This is a genomic window from Streptomyces sp. NBC_00885 (genome assembly GCF_045207475.1).
Lineage (GTDB): Bacteria > Actinomycetota > Actinomycetes > Streptomycetales > Streptomycetaceae > Streptomyces.
Map to the genome: position 1 here is coordinate 3,004,570 of NZ_CP108796.1, position 21,529 is coordinate 3,026,098.

The following is a 21,529-nucleotide window of genomic DNA, read 5'->3' on the forward strand; positions in this document are numbered from 1 at the left end:
GGGCAACAGCTACGGCTTGATGACGGGATTGGCGTTCGGCCCGCCGGAGTCGCCGTCACCGGGATCGGTGGGCGGCGTGATGGTCGGCGTGTCCGTCGGTGTCTGGGTCGGCTCGTCCGTCGGGGTCTTGGTGGGCTTGTCCGTCGGAGTCTTGGTCGGCTTCTTCGTCGGAGTCTTGGTCGGCCCCTTGGACGGAGTCTGCGAAGGCGTCTGGGACGGGGTGTCGGTGGGCGTCGGGTCCGGGTCCGCGGTCGCGCCCTCCTCGACCTCCAGGTCGAACTCGGCGGCAGCGGCCTCGTCGTCGAGCGCGCCCGTCGTGTACTGCTGCCAGATCTTCGCCGGGACACCACCACCGTTGGCGCGGCCCTCGTTGACGGTGTCGGTCAGCGTGACCTGCCCGCCCTTGGGGTCCTCGCCGAACAGGGCGACGGCGGTGACCAGTTCGGGGGTGTAGCCCACGAACCAGGCCGAGCGGTTGTTCTCCGAGGTACCGGTCTTCCCCGCCGCCTGGTAGTCGCCGGCCGCGTTGGTGCCCGAGCCGGACTTCACGACGCCCGTCATGGCGGCGGTCGTGGTGTCCGCCGCCTCGCGGCTGACCGCCTGGTCGATTTCGTAAGTCTTGAGAGAGCCGTCGCGGACCTGGTGCTCGGCGGACTTCACGATGATCGGCGTGACGTGCTTGCCGTGGTTGTCGAGAGTCGCGTACACCCCGGCCATGTCCCAGGTGGACGCGCCCATCGTGCCGAGCGACATCGCGGGCTGCTCCGGCCAGCCCTTGCCGTCCTTCATGCCCATGGCGAGCGCGGTCCCCTTCGCCTTGGCCGGGGTGACGTCTACGATCATCTGCGCGAAGACGGAGTTGATCGAGCTGTTCGTCGCCCGCTGGACGCTGACCATGCCGTAGTCCCGGTCGTCCTCGTTCTCCGGGGCGAAGGGGACGTCACTGCCCTCGACGGGCCGCTTGCTCGTGCCGTCGTACTTGGTGTTGAGGCCGATCTTCACGCCGTCCTGGGTCTCGGCACCGTTCTCCAGGGCGGAGGCGAGGACGACGGGCTTGAAGGTCGATGCGGGCTGGTAGTCGCGGCGGGTGGCGTTGGACAGCCAGTGCTCTGTGGCGCCGACGCCGCCGTAGAGCGCTACGACATGACCGGTCTTCGGGTCGACCGAGGTCGCGCCCGCCTGGACGGTCGCGTCGGCCTTGTCCTTCTTGCGGTCGAGCCTCTCCTCGAGCTGCTTGTTCACCGACTTGACCATTTGCTTCTGGCGCTTCTCGTCGATGTTGAGGGTGATCGTCCAGCCGCCGGCCTTGATCTCCTCCTCGCTGATGCCCCGGCGCTCCAGCTCGGCGTTGGCCGCATCGACGAGGTAACCGGTCTGGCCCTCCATGCCGGGGGCCGCCTTGGGGGGCTTGGGCGCGGGGAACTTCAGGCCCGTGCGCTTGCCGGATTCGAGCCAGTCCTCCTCGACCATGTTGTCGAGTACGTAGTTCCAGCGCTCCTTGACCAGCTTCTTGCCGGACTCCGAGGCGACGGCCCAGTCGTACTGGCTGGGGGCCTGGAGGAGAGCGGCGAGATAGGCGCCCTCGGCGACGTTCAGGTTCTTGGCGTCCTTGCGGTAGTACGCCTGGGCCGCGGCCTGGATTCCGTACGCACCGCGACCGTAGTAACTGGTGTTGATGTACCCGGCCAGGATCTCCTTCTTGCCCTTCTTCTGGTCCACCTTGAGCGAGATCACCAGCTCCTTGAGCTTGCGGGTGACCGTCTGATCCTGGTTCAGGTAGTAGTTCTTGACGTACTGCTGGGTGATGGTCGAGCCACCCTGCTTGCCCTTGCCCGTAAGGGTGTTCATCAGGCCACGGGCGGTGCCCTTGAAGTCGACTCCGGAGTCCTTGTAGAAGCTCTTGTTCTCGGCTGCGACGAACGTGTCCTGAACGTCCTTGGGGATGTTGTCGAGCCCGACGATCTCGCGGTTGATCTTGCCGGTGCGGGTGAGGATCTTGCCGTTGCTGAACTTGTAGACGTTGCTCTGCATCTCGGCCTGGGCGTTGGCCTCGGGCACGGGAACCATCAGATAGATCACGAAGAACGCGCCCATCACCAGCAGGCAGAGGCCGAAGAAGGTGCCCAGCAGCTTCCTCCAGGTGAAGAAGCGCCGTATGCCGGTTGGCTTGGCTTTCTTCGCCCGGCGCGCGCCGCGCTGCCGGGCCTGCCGCTCGTCCGCTCGGCCCATCGCTTCGTTGCTCCGCTCGTCGTTTTCTGTGGTCTCGTGGCCGGAACCGGCCCGGAATCAGCTCAGAAAGCTAACACCGCTCGTACAGACAAAGGGCAACCGATCCGGTCTTTTCCGGACGTGAGAATCAGCACCCCGTCTCATGGAACCGACTCATGAGAGGTGCGCAAGGTTGCGAAGACGGTTAAAGTGATATCACTATGCTAAGACGTCGGCGGAGGTCGCCGACGGCACAAACGGGGAGCGAACATGCCTGCCACCAGCACTTCGACCGTGGACGACCTGCCGCAGATGCCGACGCCACAGGTTCGTGAAATTCCGGCCCACAGCATCGGCGGGGGACTCGCCCTGCTGCTGGGGCTGCTCGGCCTCGGCGGCGGAGTGGCACTCATCGTGACCGGCGCCTCCGCCGGCACGGCCGGCACGAAGGCGGCCCTGATAGTCCTCGGGATCGTGATCGCGATCGCCGCGTTCTTCGCGATGTGCGGACTGAACACGGTCGCGCCGGGCGAGGCTCGGGTGGTCCAGCTCTTCGGGCGCTACCGGGGCACGATCCGCACGGACGGACTGCGCTGGGTCAACCCGCTCACCTCGCGGACCAAGATCTCGACGCGGGTGCGGAACCACGAGACCGCCGTCCTGAAGGTCAACGACGCATACGGCAACCCGATCGAACTCGCCGCGGTCGTGGTGTGGAAGGTCGAGGACACCGCCCAGGCGCTGTTCGAGGTCGACGACTTCCTGGAGTTCGTCTCGACGCAGACCGAGGCGGCCGTACGGCACATCGCCATCGAGTACCCCTACGACGCGCACGACGAGGACGGCCTGTCGCTGCGCGGCAACGCGGAAGAGATCACGGAGAAGCTGGCAATCGAGCTGCACGCGCGCGTGGAGGCGGCGGGCGTCCACATCATCGAGTCCCGCTTCACGCACCTCGCGTACGCGCCGGAGATCGCGTCCGCGATGCTGCAGCGCCAGCAGGCGGGCGCGGTGGTCGCGGCACGGCGGCAGATTGTGGACGGCGCGGTCGGCATGGTCGAGGCGGCGCTGGCCAGGATCCAGGAGCAGGACATCGTGGAGCTCGACGCGGAACGAAAGGCGGCGATGGTGTCGAATCTGATGGTGGTGCTGTGCGGTGACCGTGCGCCCCAGCCGGTCCTCAACACGGGCACGCTCTACCAGTGACGCCGCCGCCCGAACGCAAGCAGGTGCTGCTGCGGCTCGACCCGGCGGTGTACGAGGCACTGGCGCGATGGGCGTCGGACGAGCTGCGCAGCGCGAACGCGCAGATCGAGTTCGTGCTGCGCCGCGCCTTGTCGGACGCGGGGCGCCTGCCGGGCGGCGTCGGGCCACTACCGCGACGGGGCCGCCCGCCGGCGGCTGCGCCGCGGGACGAGCCGGAGTAGCTCCCGTCCGCCGGGTGGCGCGGGTCCGCTTTCTTTGCCCCACCCCGCCCCTTCCCCCAGACTCCTGCAGGGCCTTCGGCCGTGTCATCGAAACGCCGGACGGGCTGGATGTGCGGCCGGGCCCCACATCCAGCGCCGAGGGACCGGCGGGTCAGATCCCGCCGAACTCCTTCATCACCCGCCTGGCCTGGGCGAAGAGCATGCCCACGTTCACCGACTTACGGCACACCGCGACCACCACGACGTCCTGGCTCTCGTTCCCGCGGATGAACAGATGGGTCAAGTTGTCGCTGTTCACCAGGATTTCCTGGAAGTAGTGCTGATCGGTATCGACGCCTCTGCGTTCCTTGAAGACGTCCTCGATCATCACAACCGTGCGCCCCTGGAACAGGTCCAGCGTCGCTCCGGCGAGCAGGTCCAGCACCTCCGGCGGGTGACTGTCGACGGTCTCGTACGACAGGAGCATGCCGGTCGCCATGTCGACGACACCGGCCGCCAGACAGTCGGGCGTCTCGGACCTCATGGCCTTCACCAGGGCCATGACTTGCTCCGAGAACCCCTGGGCCATGCGTTTCGTCGCCATGCGTGTTACTTCCCTCCGGACAGGATGGCTCCGATGCGGTTCAGCATCGGCTGGGATTCGAGGTGGAGCCGTTCGACGTCGAGCCCTTCGTCGCCGAGCACCACCATCAGCGCGGTGTCGCCCACCGCGTACACGGCCGCACAGCCCCGGTTTCCGTAGGCGACCGTGCGCCGCAGGGATCCGCGGCCCGTGGCCGCTGCCGTACGCCGGGCAAGGCCGAGGCCGGCCGCGGCGAGCGCGGCGAGGCCGTTCGGTTCGATGGCGTCCTCGGTGTCGGCCGCGATGAGCAGCCCGTCGACGGCCACCACCGCCGTATCGGTAATTCCTGGTATCTGGTCGCGGAGTCCCTTCATTTCCCCGGCCAGAGCATTATGATCCATTCACTGAACCTCTCGCACATGTGCTTGATTTCCCCGGCCCTTCAGGAGTCCGCGACCCCGGAATTCGCTGTCCGGGTACGGCTTCGAAATCGGAAGAGCCCTTTCCAGCTCGTCGCGGAAACGTCCGCGGCGAGAGTCTTCTCCGTAATCCCGCTGGCTCCGGGGGTGCGACGGGGCAGCTCGCCGGTGGCGTCCCCACCGTGCGGGGCGACGGCCGGACGCCGCGGCATCGGAGCCTGCGTCGCCCACACGCGCGGAACGCCGGTCCCCGCGCTGCGCGCGACTCGCTCCAGCAGCCCCTCGGCGAGCATCCGGGAGATCTCGACGGTCACGTGATAGACGCCTCGGCCGATCATGAAGGCGATGTCCCGCGGGGTGCGCCTGCCGTCGGCGAGATAGAGGATCTCCTTCCTGTGGGGCGCCAGGTCCTCGGCCGGGCCGTCGACGCCGCGGCGGACGACGACCCGCTCCCGGTCGGGCAGGACGGCGTGGGGCATCGCGGCGAGAGCGGCGAGTTTCCTGACCGCGTCGTCGAGCAGCCGCAGCGGGTCCTCACCGCGGCCGACCGGGACCAGCGGGCCGCTGTTGGGATCGGCGAGGCAGTCGCCCATGTCTCCCGCGAGGACGGCGAAGACCGCGTCCTGCAGAGCCATCGCCGAAACGACCTGGAGTTCGGCGGCGCCGATGTGCCCGCGCGTCACCAGTTCGGCCACGGGCCTGCGCGACTCCCTGCCCGCCGGGACCAGCTCGGCCCAGTCCGCCTCGCTGATCCGGCCGGAGCGCAGCAGCAGCGTCTCGATTCCGGGGGCGCCGGGGCTCTCGACCGCGACCACGCTGCCCTGCCGGAGATGGAACACGCCGCCCGGCCGGCCGCACACCCGCAGGACCATGGTCGATCCGGCCGCGCGGCACTGGGCCAGCGCGAGAGAGAGCACTCCCTGTCCGGCGCGGTGAAGGGATTCGCGAATGTCCGGCATCACTCCCCCTTGGCAGCCGCGCCCATCGATTCAGCGCACATGAGTTTCAGGGCGCACGAATTTCAGGACACATGAATTTCGCACTGGTGCCTGACTTATGACACCGAGGGGGTATGTGTATCAGCCGCGGAGGCGCATCTTCCGCCAGTCATGCAATATGACCGAAGCTGCAATGTCCCCGCCGGTCAAAGACCGTCGTCGATCAGAAAACCGACCGCCTACTTAAGAGTCAGCTCCTCGTCTCGGGGCGGAGAGCACCCGGACCGGAAGCACCGCCATCGCCTCCCGCAGCGCCTGCGCGAACTCCACGAACTCGCCCTGGCGTGCCGCACCTGCCCGCATCGCCAGGGCGATCCGGCGCGCGGGAGCGGGCTCCGCGAAGTACCCCGTCTGCAGCCGCCCGCCCCGGCCGGTCTCGACATCGACCGCCGTACGCGGCAGCAGGGTCACGCCGAGCCCGCCCGCGACCAGCTGCACGAGCGTCGACAGGCCCGCGGCGGTCGTGGTCACCGGGGCACCCTCGGTGCGTCCGGCCTCACGGCAGATGTCGAGGGCCTGGTCGCGCAGGCAGTGCCCCTCGTCGAGCAGCAGCAGATGCAGCTCGCGCAGTGCCTCGCGCGGGATGTCCTGCCGGCCGCCCAGCCAGTGGTCCTCGGGCGTGACCAGCACAAAGTCCTCGTCGAACAGCGGCAGTTCGGTCACTCCGGGCGCCCCGAGCGGTACGGCGAGCAGCAGCAGATCCAGCCGCCCGGCACCGAGCCCCTCCAGGAGCGAGGAGGTCTGTTCCTCGTGGACCTGGAGATCGAGGTCGGGGTAGCGGTCGTGCACGAGCCTCAGCACATTCGGCAGAAGATAGGGAGCGACGGTCGGGATCACACCGAGCCTGAGGACTCCGGTGAAGGGGGCGCGTACCGCCTCGGCCTCCTCCATCAGCTCACCGACCGCCTCCAGCACCGCCTTTGCGCGCACGGCGAGCCGCTCCCCGGCCGGGGACAGCAGCACCTTGCGGGTCGTACGCTCCAGCAGCTGGACACCCAGTGCCACCTCCAGGGCGGACACGGCTCCCGACAGTGCGGGCTGACTCATCCCGATTGCTGCCGCTGCGTCCCGGAAGTGCAGATGCTCGGCCACGGCCGCGAAGGCGCGCAGCTGCGCGAGGCTCGGCTGTTTCATCCCGTTTGTCCCACCCACTGATAGCTGTCTCCGATCGCGCCGACCGAGTCTAGCTATTTCTGTGATCAATGCACTCTGTGCCAGGATCGGGATCCGTCCAACCCCCCTGGAAGACCCCACAAGGGAAATCCACCTGTGCAAGGAGAGCGCGTGCTCACTGTCGGTGACCAGTTCCCCACGTTCGAACTGACCGCCTGCGTCTCGCTGGAGAGCGGCAAGGAGTTCGAGGAGATCACCCACAAGTCCTACGAGGGCAAGTGGAAAGTGGTCTTCGCGTGGCCCAAGGACTTCACCTTCGTCTGCCCGACCGAGATCGCCGCGTTCGGCAAGCTGAACGACGAGTTCGCCGACCGTGACGCCCAGATCCTCGGCTTCTCCGGCGACTCCGAGTTCGTGCACCACGCCTGGCGCAAGGACCACGCCGACCTGCGTGACCTGCCCTTCCCGATGCTGGCCGACTCCAAGCACGAGCTCATGCGCGACCTCGGCATCGAGGGCGAGGACGGCTTCGCGCAGCGCGCCGTCTTCATCGTCGACCCGAACAACGAGATCCAGTTCACGATGGTGACCGCCGGCTCCGTCGGCCGTAACCCCAAGGAGGTCCTGCGGGTGCTGGACGCCCTGCAGACCGACGAGCTGTGCCCGTGCAACTGGACCAAGGGCGAGAACACCCTCGACCCGGTCGCGCTCCTGTCGGGCGAGTGATCGAGATGTCTCTCGACTCCCTCAAGTCCGCGGTCCCGGACTACGCCAAGGACCTGAAGCTGAACCTCGGTTCGGTCATCGGCAACAGCGAGCTGCCTCAGCAGCAGCTCTGGGGCACCGTCCTGGCCTGCGCGATCGCCTCGCGCTCGCCGAAGGTGCTGCGCGAGCTGGAGCCCGAGGCGAAGTCCAACCTCTCGCCCGAGGCGTACACCGCCGCCAAGTCGGCCGCGGCCGTCATGGCGATGAACAACGTCTTCTACCGCACCCGGCACCTGCTGTCGGACCCGGAGTACGGGACGCTGCGCGCGGGTCTGCGGATGAACATCATCGGCAACCCGGGTGTGGAGAAGGTCGACTTCGAGCTGTGGTCGCTCGCCGTCTCGGCGATCAACGGCTGCGGTCAGTGCCTCGACTCGCACGAGCAGGTGCTCCGTAAGGCCGGTGTGGACCGCGATACGATCCAGGAGGCCTTCAAGATCGCCTCGGTGATCCAGGCGGTCGGTACGACCCTGGACGCGGAAGCCGTCCTGGCCGAGTAGACCGGTGCACGAAAGGCGCCTGCGCCCGGCTTCGCGCCGGGCGCAGGCGCCTTTGTCGTAACGACCGCTATGGCGCGAGAAGTTGGCCTGCCGCCAGCGCCGATGCCACCGTGCCTCCGGCCACCACGGCCGAGGCCGCGAATAGCGGAACCCTTCTCGTCCAGGTGCGCAGAGCCGGGGAGCGCGAGACGCGGTCCAGCAGAGCGTCGCGGCCGCGCAGGACGATCAGGCCGACACCGGTGAGCGTGAGGGCCATACCGGCGCCGAAGGCGGCCACCATCGCCAGCGCGATGCCGACCTTTCCGGTCAGCAGCCCGGTCAGCAGTACAAGAAAGGCCGAGGGCGAGGGCAGCAGACCGCCGGATGCGCCGAGGAGGACGAGACCTCGCCAGGTGAGCAGGGACGCCGCGTCCGGGATCTCGTGGCTATGACCGTGGTCGTGGTCGTGCCCATGCCCATGCCCATGCCCATCCCCGTGGTCGTGGTCGTGGTCGTGATGGTGATGATGCTTGCGCCGACGCAGATGCTTCCGCAGCAGGCTCGCCCCCACCCCCGCCACCACCAGCGCCGCGATCAGCTGCAGCCACCCCGTCAGGGCCGCCATGTCCGGCGTGCTCTTCGCCGCCAGCCACCAGCCGACGGCCAGGACCGCGACCGAAAGCGTGTGCATCACCGCGACGATGCCGCCCAGCCACACCGCGTCGCGCGGTCTGCCACCGGCGCCCACCAGATACCCGGCGGCCAGCGACTTTCCGTGCCCGGGCGCGCAGGCGTGCAGCGCGCCCACGGCCGCCGAGAGGAGCAGCGCCACCGGGAGGGCCGGTCCGCGGTCCAGGAGCGACGCCAGGTCGGTGGTCCAACTGCCGTCGGACGCTGATGAGTTGCTGCTCCCTCTTCCCGCCGATGTGAGGGAAAGTTCCCGCGTGGGCTCCTTCGCCGTGTGCAGTCCCCCGCTGCCCAGATCCGTCACGGAGAGCGTGCGATAGGCGGGATTGATGTCCGTCAGCGCGGTGACCGTCAACGTGATCCGGTCCACCGGCCGCGGGCAGACGAAGTGGAGCGTCATGCCGCCCGCACCCTCGACACGGCACGGGCTGCCGTCCTGGCGTACGACGATGTGCGAGCGCAGATAGCCCGTCACATCGCCGCCGGTCTCCTTATCCAGGACGGCGACATCGTCCTTCTGCGCGGACCAGGCCGCGTCCACCGCCGAGCCCGTCGCCTCGACCCTGACGACGGGCGGTGTGCCGAAGGGGTGCGCCTGCGCCGTCCCCGCGCTGCCGAAGAGCAGCGCGGGGACGGCGGCCAGGACGAGCAGCACCCCGGTGCGGAGTGATCGCACAGTGGCGCTTCCCCTCAGTCCCTGCGTGCGGCCAGCGCGTGGACCGTGCCGTCGTCCGTCAGGGCGACGATCCAGTCACCGCTCACGGCCAGGGCGGAAGCCACACCCGCACCGAGGTTGTACGACGCGATCTGCTTGCCGTCGGCCCGGTCCAGGACGAGCAGTCGCCCGTCCCACGTCCCCACGTACACAAGGGACTCCGTCACCAGCGGGTGCATCGTCGGAGAACCGTCGCCCACCGAACAGCCCATGGCCACCCGCCACTTGTCGTCCAGCGGGCTCTCCCCCGGCAGATAGCCGGACTTGGACTCCCACACCGGCTTCGACGGATCGGCCGCACTCGTGTCATAGGCGCGTACGACACCGTCGCGGCCCGCGACATAGGCGGTCGCGCCCCATACGGCCGGGCTGGTGATCGCGGCGGGACCCGGCTCGCAGACGCTGCGGCCGCCCAGCTTGGACTCCCAGGTGACCGCGCCCGTCTTCGGGTCGTGGCCACGGGTGCCGGAAGCCGTGTTCGTCACCAGCTTCGCCGCGCCGCCCGAGGCCGTCGGGTCGGTCAGGACGGGCGACGAGTGGCTGTCGATGCCGCCCGCGGTGTCCTTCGCCCACAGCTGCTTGCAGCTCGCGAGGTCCATGGCGATGACCGTGTTGCTCGACATGGAGTGCAGATAGGCGGTGTTGGAGCCTGGCTCGCGGATCGCCGTGCTGTGAGCCTGGCCCCAGGAGAACGCCGCCCCGAACCCGCCGGGCAGCAGCCCGCCGGTCTCGGCGTCCCGGCAGCGGATCATGCTCGCGTCCTGGTAGACGGCGACCGTACGGTCGTCCCCGCCCGTGAGTCCGAAGACGCTGACAGGTCCGCCCGCGCGGCCGTAGCGGCGCACGGTGTCGCCGTGGGTCTCCTCGCGGTCGATCGACTGCCAGGCGACAGTGCCGTCCTCGGCGTCGAGCGCGTAGACGCGTCCCACACCGGTCGTCAGATACACCTTGCCGTCGTGGAGCGTCGGCGCCGACTCGGCGTCGCCGTCCAGGTACGTACGCCAGATCTCACGTCCGGAGGCGATGTCGTAGGCGAGCATCATGCTGTGCGGCGAGTCGAAGGCGCGGGACGAGACGATCAGCTTGCCGTCCGCGATCACCGAGCCGTTGAGGTTGAACTGCTCGCCGGTGTGCCGGGCCCACTTGAGGTCGAGCTTCGCGCCCGGCTCGTCGCCGCTCGCGGACCGCCCGGCCTCGTTGCCGCCCTGCCGCAGCCAGTCCTGCCCGGTCTTCGGCTTCGCGAGCTCGGAGTCGCGTACGACCTCGAAGGTGTTCCTCACCTCCGGGAACTTCTTGCCCTGCGTGTCGTAGGCGACCGTCTCGGCGGTGTACGTGCCCTGCCGCAGCCCGGTCACCTTGCCGCTCGCCCGGGTCCAGGCGCCGCGTGCGTCCGGGCAGGGCTCGGGCTCGCCACCGGGAGGCGTGTAGCAGTTCTCGACGCCGGGCCGCGCCGCTCCCTTTCCGAAGCGCACAGTCGCGTAGCTCACCACGTAGCCGCGGCTGTTGCGAACGGTCAGTGTCGCCTTCGCGGGCGTGCGGCCGTCGTCCTCCGCGTACACCTCGACTGGGATACCGGCCCTCGCGCCGTGCACGCTGTTCTGTGCCGGGCTGACCAGCGCGGAGTCGTCGTCGATGTCGAACTGCCGGTGGATGCCGGTCACGTGGCCGGTGTCCTCGTTACGATAGGTGCGCGGATTGTCCGTGATGCCGCTGAAGTCGAGGACTTTGTAGTCGGGGTGGGCGCCGTCGATGCCGTAGGTGCCCTGGTTGTTGATCTCGACCGACCGCTTGAAGGCACCGCGCCGGAACTCGGCCTGCTGGTTGTGGCCTGCCGCGACCATCCGTACGTCGTACTTGGCCAGCTCGTCGATGGTCGGCTGCATGCCGGCGCCGGGTCCCCACTGGGTGAACAGCGAGCGGTGCGCGAAGACGAACACCTGCTTGCCGACCGCGTGCTGGGCCAGGTCCCTGCGCAGCCACTCCAGCTGCGGCTTCAGCCCGCTGGCGTCGTAGTTGTCCTCGAGTACGACGATGTGGCGGCCGTTGCGGTCGAAGCTGTACCACTCGGGGGCGAGGTTGCGGCGGTAGTACTCCAGGCTGCCCGCGTAGCCCTTGGAGGTGGCTGTGCCGCCGAAGTCGTGGTTGCCCATCACGGGGTAGAAGGGGTGGCCGAGCCGCCCCTGCTCCAGTCCCTTGCTGAACAGGTCGTAGCCGCCCTGCCGTCGCGGCTCTTCCGCATAGTCCGTGACGGTCAGGTCTCCGGTCGCGATCTGCATCGTCGCACCGTCGACCTCGGACATCGCCTGCACCTGGCCGGTCCACTGCGGCAGTGCCGTCCGGGCCTCGGCGTCGGTGCGGTTGCCGACCTCGGGGTCGGAGTTCATGACCCACTTCTCGGTGGGGTTCGAGGCGTTGCGGTCCGGTACGAGCGCGAAGTCGATGCCGGTGCCGCCGGTCTCGGGAACCTTGTGGAAGAACTGCGGGATGTAGTCCTTGCGCAGAGCCGGGGTGTATCCGTCGGGCGAGACGATGCTGACGAGGTCGGTCTCGCGCCGCGTCGGATCGGTCTGAAGGGTGTACGAGCCGTCTGCGCGGGTGGTTGCCCAGGCAGCTCCGTCCGTGACATCGACGCCGGGCATGGGCCGCTCGCCGCTGTCCCGCTTGCCGTTGCCGTTGCGGTCCTTGAAGACGGTGCCCTCGACGGTGACGGTGGCCGGTGCCGTGTCGTCGGCGACGGCCGCCTGGGGCGCGAGGAAGGACAGGGCGACGGCGCCCGCGGTCGCCAGCTTGACCCGGCGCCGGGTGCGACCCAGCGCGCGTACCAGGGACGGCAGCCGCCAGGCGGCGAGCAGCAGCACGACACCGGCGGCCGTGACGAGCGCGACGGTGAGCCAGGGGAACGTCGGCAGCGCGTGCGCGCCCTTGGCGTCGACGACCGGTGTGGCGGCGGAGGCGTCGCCCGCGGTGCCGTCGAACTCGACGACGACCTGGGTCAGTCCGCCCTTCTCGATCAGCGCGCTCAGGTCGAGCGCGTCGATGTGGCAGCTCCACGCCAGTTCGATGACGACACCACCGGGGACCCCGCCGTCGTCGCCGGGCACGCCCGAGCCGGTGGCCGGGCAGCCGGCCTGCAGCATCGAGGACGCCCAGGCTCCGGCCCCCGCGGGGGACACCAGGTCGCGGTGCACGATGAGGCGGCCGCTGGTGACGTTGTCGCCGGTGGCGACGACGAGTTCGGCATGCTCGCGGGAGACATGCGCAAGTGCGGGCTGGGCGCCGATGCCCAGCACGAGGAACAGCAGCGCGAGGGCGAGCCCCGCTGCTGTGCGTATGTGTTTCATGGCAGCGGACGCTAGCCACCACTGTTCGGTTTCCGGTCAGTAATGAACGACTTTCATCAGGCTGTTCGGAAGAGTTCAGCGCCCGGTTCACCGTTCGTGCGGTCAGTTGCGCATTACGCACCGGGCACGGGGGCGGCACCGGCGTGCGACGAACCTCTCGACACCGGGCCACCAGGAGTTGCGCCATGTCCGCCGCAGCTGTCGAGCAGTCCTACACCTCCTGCGCCCCCGGAGATACCGGCACCGGAGTAGGGGCGAGGTCGATCGCCGTGGCACCGTGCGGCGGCTGCGCGGCCCGCAGCGCCTGCTCCTTGCTGTACGCGCGCAGATAACCGACCACCGTGTTGGTCACCGCCACCAGCGGCACCGCCACCACCGCGCCGCCGATGCCCGCGGTCAGGCCGCCCGCCGCGACCGCGAGGACGACGGCGAGAGGATGGACCCGCACCGCGCGGCCCAGGATGAACGGCTGCAGCACATGGCCTTCGATCTGCTGGACGGCCAGCACGACGATCAGGACCATCAGCGCGGTGAACACGCCCTGGGTGACGAGCGCGACGACGACCGCCAGCGCGCCCGAGACGACCGCGCCGACGAGCGGGATGAAGGCGAACAGGAAGATGAACACGGCCAGCGGGACGGCCATCGGGACATCGAGGAAGTAGATGCCGAGGCCGATGAAGATCGCGTCGATCAGCGCCACTATCACCGTTCCGCGCACATAGGCGGTCAGTGTGCGCCAGGCCCGCGGACCGGCTCCGGCGACACCCTCGCGGGCCTGTGCAGGGACCAGCTTGAGCACCCACTGCCAGATGCGCTTGCCGTCGTACAGCAGGAAGAGCGTGGAGAACATCGCCAGCAGTATTCCGGTGAGGATCTCCACCATCACCGTCACACCCTGCAGACCGGCCGAGGTGATCTCCTCGGTGTTGGTCCCGATGGTGTCGCTGAGGTTCTTGGCTATGTCGTTGATCTGCTGCTCGGTGACATGGAAGGGGCTGTCGAGCAGCCAGCGCTTGAGCTCCTCGATGCCGTCCCTGACCCGGTCGGAGAGATCGTCGAGGTTGTCCATGACCTGCCAGACCACGAACCAGCCGACCAGGCCCATGACGACGAAGCCGGCGATCGCGGTGACGGCGGTGGCCAGTCCGCGCGGCAGGCCCCATCTCTTCAGCCGGGCCACGGTGGGCTGGAGCAGCGCGGTGACGAGCAGCGCGGCGACGAAGGCGAGGACGACCAGTTGCACGGCGCTGATGACGCGGATCAACACCCACAGCGTGCCTGCCAGTACGAGCAGCCGCCAGCCGGCCTCGGCCGCGACGCGGATGCCCCAGGGGATGGCCGCGACGGGATCGGGCTTCGCGGCTATGGCGGGGGCGTACGAGGGCGGTGGCGGGACGCTTCCCGGAGCCGACGGCGCGGCATCGGGCACGACAACGTCAGGCACAGCGACATCGGACACGACGACATCGGGCACGTCGTCCCTGGCCGCCTCGGTGCGCCGTTCCTCCAGGTGCTCGCCGATCCGGGTCAGAGAGGCGCCCATACCGGCAAGCCATCCTGGCAGTCTTGACATGATCTTCTCTCTTCCCCCCACCACTCCCCCCGGAGCTTTTCGAACCCGACGGTACACGCACGAAGCCCCCCACCGTATGACGGTGAGGGGCTCCGCGAAGTTGAGCGGCGGCCGGATCTAGTACCAGTTGTTGGCCTGCCAGAACGACCACGCGCCGCAGGGGCTGCCGTAGCGCTCGTTCATGTAGTTCAGGCCCCACTTGATCTGGGTGGCCGGGTTGGTCTGCCAGTCGGCGCCGGCCGAGGACATCTTCGAGCCGGGCAGTGCCTGGACGAGACCGTAGGCGCCGGAAGAGGCGTTCTGCGCCTGGTAGTTCCAGCTGGACTCGTGGTCCACGATGTTGCTGAAGCACTGGAACTGGTCACCGGGGACCATCTGCCGTGCGATTGCCTGGACCTCGGAGACGGAGTACGAGCTCTTCGCGGAGAAGCTCGACGCGTCGCGCACGGAGTCGCGGCTGGCGCGCGCGGCCTTCTCCTCGGCCTCGCGCTCCGCCTGCTCCTCGGCGGCTTCCTTCTTCGCCTTGGCGGTCTTGGCGGCCTGGATGCGAGCGGCTTCCTCGGCAGACTTCTTCGCGGCCGCGTCGGCGGCAGCGGCCTGTGCGTCGGCCTGCTGCGTCAGGGACGAGACCTGAATCTGGGCCTGCTGACCCACGGGTATGTCTGCGAGGAGAGTCGCGTCGGCTGCCGTTGCCTCGAGGTTGTCGCCCGAGGGCTGGGCATTGCCCGACGCAACGCCCACGACGGCGCCGACGGTGGTGACCGCAGTGGCAGATGCCACGGCGAATCCCCGGACCGAGATCCGGCTCACACGGTGTCCTTCCAGCAACGCCCGCATAGGTGACCTCGCGGGCGCAATCGTGCCCCTGGCGCTGGCCTCCCCTTGCTTGGGTCACGGGAGGCGCGGGCCCGGTGGGCAACTCCCTTCCGGGAGAAGCCGCATGATGCTCGCGGGCGGCATACGACGGCAGATCTTGAGTTGTGTGGTGCGGTGCACCTGGTGGTGCTGGTGTGCCGTATGCGGGGCCTGACGGAAGCAAGACTCTGCCGGAAGCCGACGCCGCAAGGCAATTCTTCGTTACGTGTGAAAGGTCACACGCCGTTTGGGTCACGGGTTTTACGGAAACCGGCGGACAGCACGACGCCGCCCGGCTACGCTCTTGCGCTTTGCCGGGCGGCGCCAACTGCTGCACTGCCCCAACCTCTTGCATTCCGTACTAGATGTGGCCTTCCTCCAGCATTTCGGTCACAAGCGCGGCAATCTGGGAGCGCTCGGAGCGGGTGAGAGTGACATGCGCGAAGAGCGGATGGCCCTTCAACTTCTCGACGACGGCGACTACTCCGTCATATCGGCCTACGCGCAGATTGTCCCGTTGTGCCACGTCATGCGTGAGAACAACCCGGGAATTGGCCCCGATACGGGACAGAACAGTCAGCAGGACGTTCCGTTCCAGGGACTGGGCCTCGTCGACGATGACGAACGCGTCGTGCAGCGAGCGGCCGCGGATGTGGGTGAGCGGCAGGACCTCGAGCATGCCGCGCCCCAGCACCTCCTCGATGACCTCTCGGCCCGCCACGGCCGAGAGCGTGTCGAAGACGGCCTGCGCCCAGGGGCTCATCTTCTCGGCCTCGGAGCCCGGCAGATAGCCGAGCTCCTGCCCGCCCACGGCGTACAACGGCCGGAAGACCATCACCTTCTGATGCTGTCTGCGCTCCAGGACCGCCTCGAGACCGGCGCACAGGGCCAGCGCCGACTTTCCGGTGCCGGCCCGGCCGCCCAGCGAGACGATGCCGACGTCCGGGTCGAGGAGCAGATCGAGTGCGATGCGCTGCTCGGCGCTGCGGCCGTGGATGCCGAAGGCCTCCCGGTCGCCGCGCACCAGCCGCACATTGCCCTCGGCCGAGACCCGGCCCAGCGCCTTGCCCCGCTCGGACTGCAGGACGAGACCCGTGTGGACGGGCAGTTCGGCCGCCTCGGGGACGTACAGCGTCTCCTCTCCGTACAGCAGGTCCACCTGTTCGGCGGAGAGCGGCAGTTCCGACATACCGGTCCAGCCGGAGTCGGTGATGGCGAGCTCGGCGCGGTACTCCTCGGCGAGCAGGCCGACGGACGAGGCCTTGATACGCAGGGGCAGATCCTTGGAGACGACCGTGACGTCGTACCCCTCGGCCTGGAGGTTGCGTGCTACCGCCAGGATCCGTGAGTCGTTGTCCCCCAATCGGAAGCCGGCCGGAAGGACGCCGGGATCGGAGTGGTTGAGCTCGACACGGAGCGTGCCTCCGAGGTCGCCCATGGGGATGGGGGCGTCGAGACGTCCGAACCGGATCCGGTAGTCGTCCAGCAGGCGCAGCGCCTGGCGGGCGAAGTAACCGAGCTCCGGATGGTGCCTCTTGGCCTCCAGCTCTGTGATGACCACGATCGGGAGCACCACTTCATGCTCGTCGAAGCGGGTCAGAGCGTTCGGGTCGGCCAGCAGGACGCTGGTGTCGAGAACATAGGTGCGCCTGTCGGGCATGCGGCGCTTTGTGCTGGTCACCACGGAAGGACGTACCCCCTCGGATCAGGTCGGGGTGCGACTGCGACGGCGTCGCGGGGGGATGGGGCCGGGCTCGGGCGCCGATGCGCGGGCCGAGCACCGGCCCTCCCCGTCGTCCGTACAGGTGCTGCACGGTCGTCCTGGTGCAAAGGGCCTCCCGGGTGAGCGGACTCCATGCCACTCACTCTGGAAGGGATATTCCCTCGAACATGCGCAGCCATGCCATGGCATATGACGGCGCAAGGATGAACAGGGGGTAACAGCACTCACCCGGGTGTACGTGAGCCGCGGGAATCCCGTCAGGAGCCGTAGCGGCGGTGACGCGCCGCGTAGTCGCGCAGCGCGCGCAGGAAGTCGACCTTGCGGAAGGCCGGCCAGAAGACTTCGCAGAAGTAGTACTCGGAGTGGGCGCTCTGCCAGAGCATGAATCCGGACAGACGCTGCTCGCCGCTGGTGCGGATGACCAGGTCGGGGTCGGGCTGGCCACGGGTGTAGAGGTGCTCGGAGATGTGCTCGACGTCGACGATCTCGGCGAGCTCCTCGAAGCTCGTACCCTTGCTGGCGTGCTCCAGCAGCAGGGAGCGGACGGCGTCCGCGATCTCCTGGCGGCCTCCGTAGCCGACGGCGACGTTCACGAGTATGCCGTCGATGCCTACGGTCGCCTGCTCGGCTTCCTTCAGTACGGACTGGGTGCGGGCGGGCAGCAGGTCGAGCGTGCCCACGTGATGGACGCGCCAGCGGCCGTCGGCGGCCAGGCCGCGGACCGTGTCCTCGATGATGCCGAGCAGCGGGATCAGTTCGTCCTCGGGCCGGTCGAAGTTGTCCGTGGACAGCATCCACAGCGTGACGACCTCGACATCGGTCTCGTGGCACCAGCCCAGGAACTCGGAGATCTTGTCGGCCCCGGCCTTGTGGCCCTGCGCGGCGGTGCCGCCGGACGCCTTGGCCCAGCGACGGTTGCCGTCGAGGATGACGCCGATGTGCTTGGGCACCTGGGCGTGGTCGAGGCGGCCTTCCACCCGGCGTGCGTAGAGCCCGTACACCAGGTCGCGCAAGTTCACTGAGTTCACCTCTCGGTTCTGTCGGGCGCACCGGCCCTTTGTCGGGTCCCCCCACGCCGCAGGGCGTAGGGGGCGTCCCGGGGCTCCGCGGCGCCGGCCGCTGATGTCTCAGTCCCCGGGAGATGCAGCACAGTCCCTGACCCCCGTGTGCGGCAGTCCCCGAAGCCGCCACAGTACTGCGCACGGGCCACGGCGGCCCAGCCCGGTCTGTCACAAGTCCGTGATAAGGAGGGATGCGTGACTGATTCCCCTTTCTACCGAGCCTCCGCGGACCGCTACGAGTCGATGGAGTACCGGCGCAGTGGCCGCTCCGGGCTCAAGCTCCCTGCGATCTCCCTCGGTCTTTGGCACAACTTCGGCGACGACCGTTCCCTGGACTCGCAGCGTGCGATTCTGCGCCGCGCCTTCGATCTGGGTGTGACGCATTTCGATCTGGCGAACAACTACGGGCCGCCGCCCGGTTCGGCCGAGCTGAACTTCGGCAAGATCTTCGCACAGGATTTCTCTGCATACCGCGATGAATTGGTCATTTCGACCAAAGCAGGCTATCTGATGCACCCCGGACCCTACGGCGAGTGGGGTTCGCGGAAGTATCTGCTGTCCTCCCTCGACGCCTCCCTGAAGCGAATGGGTCTGGACTACGTCGACATCTTCTACTCCCACCGCTTCGACCCCAACACTCCGCTCGAGGAGACGATGGGCGCACTGGCCTCCGCCGTCCAGCAGGGCAAGGCGCTGTACGCGGGCGTGTCCTCCTACAACGCGGAGCAGACCGCCGAGGCGGCCGGCCTGCTGAAGGAGATGGGCGTCCCTGCACTCATCCACCAGCCCTCGTACTCCATGATCAACCGCTGGATCGAGGACGACGGCCTGCTCGACACGCTGGAGAGCGCGGGCATGGGCTGCATCTCCTTCGTACCGCTCGCACAGGGTCTGCTCACCGGCAAGTACCTGAAGGGCATCCCGGAGGGCTCGCGGGCCGCGCAGGGCAAGTCCCTGGACCCGAACCTGCTCTCCGACGAGGTCACCCGGCGGCTGCGCGGCCTGAACGACATCGCCGCGTCGCGCGGTCAGTCGCTCGCCCAGCTGGCGCTGTCCTGGGTGCTGCGGGACCCGCGGATGACGTCGGCGCTGATCGGCGCCTCCAGCGTGCAGCAGCTGGAGGAGAATGTCGCGGCGCTGGCCGGACAGCCGCTGAACGCCGAGGAGTTGAAGGAGATCGACACCTTCGCCGTGGACACCGCGGGCACCAATATCTGGGCCGGACGGAGCTGAGGGAGCGCCGGGAAGGCGGAGGAGAACATAAAACGGGCCGGTCCGTGGGGGGGGATACGGACCGGCCCGAGGGGGGGTTTCCACCATAACCCTTCGTAAGCGGTGCCGAGTGCCACGCCATGCCGTAATCACGCTCCGGATATACGGGCACGGTGGAGGATCGCAGGCCCGGGCCCGGAAGCGGCGGCCTGCGGGCCCCGCGCCCGCCCCGGGGCCGTACCCCCCAAGAGGGACCCGGCCGCGGGCGCGCCGTTGACGCCGCAGGTCCTACGGCCCGTCACACAGCCTGCCCCTTGGCCCTGCCGGCGAGGATCTGACCCATGAAGGCGTCGCCCCACTCCCCCAGAGGCAGCAGTGCGGTGTTGAGCGCCTGGCCGAGTTCGGTGAGGGAGTACTCCACCCGGGGCGGAACCTCGCGGTACACCTCGCGATGCACGACACCGTCCGCCTCCAGCTCACGCAGCTGCTGGATCAGCATCTTCTCGCTGACACCGCTCATCTGGCGCTTCAGCTCCCCGAAGCGGTAGGTGCCGTCGTGCAGCGACCACAGGATGAGGGCTTTCCACTTTCCGCCGACGACGTCCACGGCGGCATCGAGCCCGCAGCTGTAGGACGTCTTCACCTTGCCCACGTCAACTCCTCGGATCCGTCCAATACTTACCGATTCGCCAGTACAGCAAGGCACGGGAGTCAAGGGGCCCGCCTTTTCCTCAACGCCCGGGGCAAGGCGGACAGGAACTGGCCTATATGGCTCCTAGAGTCGTCCGCATGACGACACACAGAGTGACGTGGACCGAGGCCTGTGCCCGTCGCCTGGAGCGACAGGGACTGGCCGCACCTGCCCCAAGCTCTCCCGCGGGGATCGCCGCCGCCATGCTCGGGGCGCATGCCCAGGTGCTGTCCGCCGCCGAGCTGTCGCTCGCGCTGCGGCTGGACGGCGGCGCGACCCGGGCCGATGTGCGCGAGGCGCTGTGGAGCGAGGGCAGCCTGGTGAAGACGTACGGGCCGCGCGGCACGGTTCATCTGCTGGCCGCGGCCGATCTTCCGCTGTGGACCGGGGCGCTGTCCGCGATCCCGGCCGGTCCGAGCCCGATGCCGGCGGATATACGGATGACGGCCGAGCAGACCGAGCAGGTCGTCGCGGCCATCGGGGACGCACTCGCCGGCGCAGAGCTGACGATCGACGAGCTGACCGAGGCGATCGTCGCGCGCACCGGCTCCTGGGCCGGCGACCGGGTGATGGACGCCTTCCAGGACAAGTGGCCGCGCTGGCGTCAGGTCATGCACAAGGCCGCGCACCGAGGGGTGCTCCGCTTCGCGCCCAACCGCGGCCGCAAGGCGACGTACACCAGCCCCGGCGTCGCCCCCATGGACGGGCCTGCCGCCTCGGCCGCCCTCGTGGACCGCTATCTGCGCGCCTACGGACCCGCGACCCCGGCGCACTTCGCGAAGTGGCTGGCCGCGCCGAAGGCGTGGGCCGACGGCCTGTTCACCTCCCTCGCGGGCAGGGGGCAGATCGAGGAGGTCGTGTTCGAGGACAGCCCGGCGTGGGTGGCCTCGGGCGATGCCGGGTTCCCCGACGAGCGTCCCCGGGGCGTGCGGCTGCTGCCGTACTTCGACGCGTACACGATCGCCTCGCAGCCGCGCGAACTGCTCTTCCCCGGCGTCGCGTACGAGCGGGCGCTGGCCGGCGGGCAGGCCGGGAACTTCCCCGTGGTGCTCGTCGACGGGACCGTCGCCGGCGTCTGGCACCAGCGCCGGTCCGGGCGGCGGATCGCCGTGACGGTGGAACCGGTCGGGAATGCGCTCAAGACCTCCGCCCGCCGCCGGGAGCTGGAGCTGCAGGCCGAGCGGGTGGGCGAAATCCTTCAGGGGCACGCCGAGTTGACGGTGGGCAGGGTCACGGTCGGCCCTCATGCCTGAGGCGCCGGGCCGGGCTTGGCAGCGCCGTCACGACAGGGCATGTCCGGTGGTGCTGTCGACATGCCCGGGGATCTCGCCCTCGTGCCGGTCGCCCGTGGTGCTCGTACCGGAGGGCTCGAACATCAGGATCGAGCCGCCGGGCGACGAGGGCTTGTGCTCGGTGCCCTTCGGGACGACGAAGGTGTCGCCCTTGCGGAGCTCGACGGTGGACTCGGTGCCGTCGGCGGCACGCAGGGCGACGTCGAAGCGCCCGTCCAGTACGAGGAAGAACTCGTCGGTGTCCTCATGGACGTGCCAGACGTGCTCTCCGGCGGTGTGGGCGATCCGTACGTCGTAGTCGTTCATCCGGGCGACGATGCGGGGGCTGTAGACCTCGTCGAAGGAGGCCAGGGCTTCGGTGAGATTGACCGGCTTGTAGTCCATACGGTCGATACTGCGCGGCGA

Annotated in this window: 19 protein-coding genes; 6 read left to right on the forward strand and 13 right to left on the reverse strand. The window is 68.8% G+C overall.

The annotated features are described in order from the left end of the window. Window positions 1-9: 9 nt before the first annotated feature. Window positions 10-2,229: a transglycosylase domain-containing protein gene (locus OHA61_RS13190; RefSeq protein WP_406303223.1), complete on the reverse strand. Its 2,220-nt coding sequence runs from the start codon at window positions 2,227-2,229 to the stop codon at window positions 10-12. Window positions 2,230-2,478: 249 nt separating this feature from the next. Between OHA61_RS13190 and OHA61_RS13195 the strand changes: the two genes are divergently transcribed. Further along, window positions 2,479-3,414, forward strand: a complete 936-nt coding sequence (locus tag OHA61_RS13195; RefSeq protein ID WP_361907835.1) for an SPFH domain-containing protein — start codon at window positions 2,479-2,481, stop codon at window positions 3,412-3,414. Further along, the gene (locus OHA61_RS13200) at window positions 3,411-3,635 is read left to right on the forward strand and encodes a hypothetical protein (protein WP_324987574.1); all 225 of its coding nucleotides are present in this window, start codon (window positions 3,411-3,413) and stop codon (window positions 3,633-3,635) included. The genes OHA61_RS13195 and OHA61_RS13200 overlap by 4 nt, the downstream gene beginning before the upstream one ends. Window positions 3,636-3,786: 151 nt before the next feature. On the opposite strand, the gene OHA61_RS13205 is transcribed toward OHA61_RS13200, so the two are convergent. The 4 genes from OHA61_RS13205 to OHA61_RS13220 form a co-directional block, all read right to left on the reverse strand. Continuing rightward, on the reverse strand, window positions 3,787-4,218 hold the full coding sequence (locus OHA61_RS13205) for a hypothetical protein (RefSeq protein WP_324987576.1): 432 nt from the start codon (window positions 4,216-4,218) through the stop codon (window positions 3,787-3,789). A gap of 5 nt (window positions 4,219-4,223) precedes the next feature. Further along, window positions 4,224-4,598, reverse strand: coding sequence for a roadblock/LC7 domain-containing protein (locus OHA61_RS13210; protein WP_266487018.1), 375 nt, complete (start codon window positions 4,596-4,598; stop codon window positions 4,224-4,226). A gap of 41 nt (window positions 4,599-4,639) precedes the next feature. Continuing rightward, window positions 4,640-5,575, reverse strand: coding sequence for a MarR family transcriptional regulator (locus OHA61_RS13215; protein ID WP_406303224.1), 936 nt, complete (start codon window positions 5,573-5,575; stop codon window positions 4,640-4,642). 222 nt (window positions 5,576-5,797) lie between these two features. Then, window positions 5,798-6,748, reverse strand: coding sequence for a hydrogen peroxide-inducible genes activator (locus OHA61_RS13220; RefSeq protein WP_406303225.1), 951 nt, complete (start codon window positions 6,746-6,748; stop codon window positions 5,798-5,800). A 150-nt stretch (window positions 6,749-6,898) separates the two neighbouring features. Here OHA61_RS13220 and OHA61_RS13225 point away from each other — a divergent pair, with 150 nt between their 5' ends. Next, entirely contained in the window at window positions 6,899-7,453 is a 555-nt protein-coding gene (locus tag OHA61_RS13225; RefSeq protein WP_324987583.1) for a peroxiredoxin, read from the forward strand. Between the two features lie 5 nt (window positions 7,454-7,458). After that, window positions 7,459-7,992, forward strand: coding sequence for an alkyl hydroperoxide reductase (locus OHA61_RS13230; RefSeq protein WP_406307340.1), 534 nt, complete (start codon window positions 7,459-7,461; stop codon window positions 7,990-7,992). A 67-nt stretch (window positions 7,993-8,059) separates the two neighbouring features. Here OHA61_RS13230 and OHA61_RS13235 read toward each other — a convergent pair whose 3' ends face one another. The 6 genes from OHA61_RS13235 to OHA61_RS13260 all read right to left on the reverse strand — a co-directional run bounded on the left by OHA61_RS13235 (window position 8,060) and on the right by OHA61_RS13260 (window position 17,887). Next, a complete protein-coding gene (locus OHA61_RS13235) occupies window positions 8,060-9,334 on the reverse strand; it encodes a hypothetical protein (protein WP_406303226.1) in 1,275 nt (424 codons plus the stop codon). 14 nt (window positions 9,335-9,348) lie between these two features. Beyond that, window positions 9,349-12,714, reverse strand: a complete 3,366-nt coding sequence (locus tag OHA61_RS13240) for a PQQ-binding-like beta-propeller repeat protein (protein WP_406303227.1) — start codon at window positions 12,712-12,714, stop codon at window positions 9,349-9,351. Window positions 12,715-12,925: 211 nt separating this feature from the next. Beyond that, entirely contained in the window at window positions 12,926-14,290 is a 1,365-nt protein-coding gene (locus OHA61_RS13245) for an AI-2E family transporter (protein ID WP_406303228.1), read from the reverse strand. Window positions 14,291-14,407: 117 nt separating this feature from the next. After that, complete coding sequence (locus OHA61_RS13250; protein WP_361910039.1) at window positions 14,408-15,100, reverse strand: transglycosylase SLT domain-containing protein; 693 nt, start codon at window positions 15,098-15,100, stop codon at window positions 14,408-14,410. Between the two features lie 406 nt (window positions 15,101-15,506). After that, window positions 15,507-16,829 carry a PhoH family protein gene (locus tag OHA61_RS13255; protein ID WP_406303229.1) on the reverse strand — a complete coding sequence of 441 codons (1,323 nt, stop codon included), beginning with the start codon at window positions 16,827-16,829 and terminating at the stop codon, window positions 15,507-15,509. Between the two features lie 296 nt (window positions 16,830-17,125). Further along, window positions 17,126-17,887, reverse strand: a complete 762-nt coding sequence (locus OHA61_RS13260; RefSeq protein ID WP_266487006.1) for an isoprenyl transferase — start codon at window positions 17,885-17,887, stop codon at window positions 17,126-17,128. Window positions 17,888-18,124: 237 nt separating this feature from the next. Here OHA61_RS13260 and mgrA point away from each other — a divergent pair, with 237 nt between their 5' ends. Beyond that, the gene (gene mgrA / locus OHA61_RS13265) at window positions 18,125-19,162 is read left to right on the forward strand and encodes an L-glyceraldehyde 3-phosphate reductase (protein WP_324987603.1); all 1,038 of its coding nucleotides are present in this window, start codon (window positions 18,125-18,127) and stop codon (window positions 19,160-19,162) included. A gap of 277 nt (window positions 19,163-19,439) precedes the next feature. On the opposite strand, the gene OHA61_RS13270 is transcribed toward mgrA, so the two are convergent. Beyond that, window positions 19,440-19,793 carry a helix-turn-helix domain-containing protein gene (locus tag OHA61_RS13270; protein WP_361910045.1) on the reverse strand — a complete coding sequence of 118 codons (354 nt, stop codon included), beginning with the start codon at window positions 19,791-19,793 and terminating at the stop codon, window positions 19,440-19,442. A gap of 137 nt (window positions 19,794-19,930) precedes the next feature. Between OHA61_RS13270 and OHA61_RS13275 the strand changes: the two genes are divergently transcribed. Next, window positions 19,931-21,085, forward strand: a complete 1,155-nt coding sequence (locus OHA61_RS13275; protein ID WP_406303230.1) for a winged helix DNA-binding domain-containing protein — start codon at window positions 19,931-19,933, stop codon at window positions 21,083-21,085. 27 nt (window positions 21,086-21,112) lie between these two features. Here OHA61_RS13275 and OHA61_RS13280 read toward each other — a convergent pair whose 3' ends face one another. Beyond that, entirely contained in the window at window positions 21,113-21,508 is a 396-nt protein-coding gene (locus OHA61_RS13280) for a cupin domain-containing protein (protein ID WP_266487002.1), read from the reverse strand. Between the last annotated feature and the right edge of the window lie 21 nt (window positions 21,509-21,529).